The sequence below is a fragment of the Schnuerera sp. genome (assembly GCF_035459645.1).
Taxonomy (GTDB): domain Bacteria; phylum Bacillota; class Clostridia; order Tissierellales; family Tepidimicrobiaceae; genus Schnuerera.
This window is the reverse complement of record NZ_DATHXO010000024.1, coordinates 1-3,226: the sequence shown is the minus strand read 5'-3', so window position 1 is coordinate 3,226 and position 3,226 is coordinate 1. Positions and strand designations below refer to the sequence as shown.

At 28.1% G+C, this 3,226-nt stretch carries 3 protein-coding genes; 1 reads left to right on the top strand and 2 read right to left on the bottom strand.

The genetic code is table 11. The features are described from left to right. Positions 1-130: 130 nt before the first annotated feature. Positions 131-859, top strand: a complete 729-nt coding sequence (locus VK998_RS00610) for an ABC transporter ATP-binding protein (RefSeq protein WP_325224326.1) — start codon at positions 131-133, stop codon at positions 857-859. A 64-nt stretch (positions 860-923) separates the two neighbouring features. Here VK998_RS00610 and VK998_RS00605 read toward each other — a convergent pair whose 3' ends face one another. Next, positions 924-2,303 (bottom strand): NAD(P)/FAD-dependent oxidoreductase, encoded by a 1,380-nt coding sequence (locus VK998_RS00605; protein ID WP_325224324.1) that lies wholly within the window; start codon positions 2,301-2,303, stop codon positions 924-926. 97 nt (positions 2,304-2,400) lie between these two features. After that, positions 2,401-3,081 (bottom strand): Crp/Fnr family transcriptional regulator, encoded by a 681-nt coding sequence (locus tag VK998_RS00600; RefSeq protein WP_325224321.1) that lies wholly within the window; start codon positions 3,079-3,081, stop codon positions 2,401-2,403. Between the last annotated feature and the right edge of the window lie 145 nt (positions 3,082-3,226).

The window sequence follows — 3,226 nt, the reverse complement described above, 5'->3', positions numbered from 1 at the left end:
CAAAGGATTTATCTCAATACTTCAGGAGTTTTTGCTTGGATTATTATAATACTTTTAATAGTAAAAGTATTGGAGTATCTATTATATGGGATGAAGTATTTATTAAATTGTAATAGATGGAAGTGATAAATTGGGATATAAAGTAAAAAACATAACAAAATACTATAATGATTTAAAAGTGCTAGAAAATATTTCTATTGACTTTGAACCAAAAAAGACCACTTGTATTTTAGGGCCTTCAGGTTGTGGGAAAACCACTCTTTTGAATATAATCGGAGGAATAACGGATAAAGATTCTGGAGAAATAATAGGTTTTCAAGACAAGGAGATGTCCTTTATTTTTCAAGAAGACAGGCTTATTGAATGGAAGAATGTAGAGGATAATGTAAGATTTGTATTAAAAAGAAAAATGTATAAAAAACAAATTGATACTATAATAGATAAATATCTAAAACTGGTTAACTTAGAAGAATACAAATATTATTACCCAAGGGATCTTAGTGGTGGTATGAGGCAAAAAATAAGTATTTTAAGAGCCTTTGCTTATCAATCAAAACTTCTTATAATGGATGAACCTTTTAAATCATTAGATATAAATAGCAAGCAAATTGTAATCGAATTTTTCAAGGAATTACGAAAGATAGAAAAAAGAACTTGCATTTTAGTAACCCACGATATAGAAGAGGCATTGGACTTATCTGACAAGATAGTAATATTTTCAGATAAACCTACTAAGGTGAAGAAGATTATAGATAATATTTTTACTGTTAGCGGAAATTTTGAAGATAAGATGAGAATAAAGAAATTAATAGAGAGGGAGCTAACAGATTATAATATTTCTAATCATCTCCCCTCATAATGATTAACTTAATTTATTAGTATTTGAAACCAATATTTATCATCACTAAGATATAAAAGAAGTATTACATTAATTCTCTTGCCAATACGACTCCATTTACGCTGGCTTGCATTAATCCTCTTGTTATTCCTGCTCCATCTCCACCAACATATAGACCTGGAATATTGGTTTCAAATTTGCCATCGGTTACTACTTTATTAGAATAGAACTTAACCTCTACACCATAAAGCAACGTTTCATCACTAGCAAGACCAGGAGATACATGATCCAATGCTATTAACATGTCGTCAATACTTTTAAGGATTCTATAGGGAAGTACAAGACTTAAATCTCCAGGGACTGCGTCCTTTAAAGTTGGGGTTATATTATTTCTGTAAAGCCTTTCTTCGGTAGTTCTTCTGCCTCGTTTATAATCTCCATACCTTTGAACCAATACTTTGTTACCAGAAAGCATATTACCGAGTTTAGCAATATGCATACCATATTCAATAGGAGAGTTAAAAGGTTTTGTAAAATGTTTTGTTACCAATAATGCAAAATTAGTATTATCAGTTTTTAGTTCATCAGATTTATAACTGTGACCATTGACTACGGCTAAATTACCATCATAATACTCAGTAGATACTTCTCCACCAGGATTAGAACAAAAAGTTCTAACTTTATCATCAAAAGTAGGAGCATAGTAAATAAGCTTGCTTTCATACATTGCTTCATTTATCTCTTCCATAATTTCATTTCTAGTTTCCACCCTTACACCTATATCTACATCTCCAGTTTCGGTATCAATATCGTGTTTTAGACAAAGATTTCTTAACCAGTCTGACCCTTCTCTGCCAACAGATATAACTACTTTGTCTGAATAATATTTTTGTTCTGCTATAACTCCTTTAATATTTTTATTTTCATCAAGAATAATATCTTCAACAGGATTTTTAAAACTTAAATCTATACCAAGATTCTTTAAGTGGTCTTCTATCCTACTATAAATATTATATCCTTCCTCTGTACCCATATGTCTTATAGGACATTCTACTAATTTTAAATTGCTTCTAATGGCTTTTTTTCTTATTTCTTGTATTTCATGTTTATTATCCAAACCATATATTTTATTATCTGCTCCAAAACTTAAATAAATTTCATCTACATAATCTATTAATTTTTTAGTTTCTTCATATCCTAAATATTTTGGTAAATTTCCACCTACATCTGGAGATAAGGATAGTTTTCCATCAGAATAAGCCCCAGCTCCTGCAAAACCAGTAGTAATATTACAAGGTTTACAATTAACACATATTCCTGTTTTTCGTTTAGGACAGATTCGTTTTTTCATAGAATTACCTTTTTCAAGTATTAAAATTTTTTTATCTGGGTTCAATTTTTTTGATTCCAATGCTGTAAATATGCCACAGGGGCCAGCACCTACAATTATAATATCATAGTTCATTTTCTAACCTCCTCAAGGTTTAGCTTTTAACCAATGTATATGATACACTATTTTTAGTAAGAATGCCACCAAATAACAATTTTAAATATGTTAATTATCATTTTAATAAAGAGTCTTCTAGTATATTTATTTTTAGAATTTTTATGGTATTTCTATCAAAATCTATTATTTTTTCATCTCTCATTTTGGTTAATTCTCTAGACAAAGAAGGTCTTGGGATATTCAACAATTCTGCCATCTTTTTCCTGGTATAAGGGAAGTATAAAATAGTCTTATTTTGTTTTGTATATTCAGATAATAAGAAATTGGAAATTTTCTTCCTAAGACTATCTTGAGATAAATTGGATATTCTATCATTTAACATAAGTATTCTATCAGATAATACTGATACAAAATTAATCAATATTGTTGAATTTAACATTGAAAGATTTATAATATCAATTTTTTCAATATACATTATTCTGGAAGATTCTATAGCAGTTATAGTTGCTGGATAGGTGTGTCTATCAGAAAAAACTAGAGACTCTCCAAATATATTGCCTTCTTTAAAATTATTTATGGTTGTAACTTGACCAGATGGAAATATTTTTTGGATTTCCACCTTGCCTTTTAAAATAATACCAAGACTATTGCAATCATCACCTTCTATAGCTATTACTTCATCTTTATCATATTCAATAATTTTATATGGTATTTGTTCCAATATATTAATGATTTTTTCTTTGTTTATATTTTTAAATAAAACACATTTTGCTAATTGCTCAATATATTTTTTCAATTCTTTTACCTCCAATAAATAAATCAAAAGCTTATCTATAATTTATTTTAATATATTGAATGAATTCTAGCAACGTAATAGTATTAAAATTAGGAATATGTGAATCCCAAAATTATAAATTTAAAATCCATTAATTTTTTTAAAA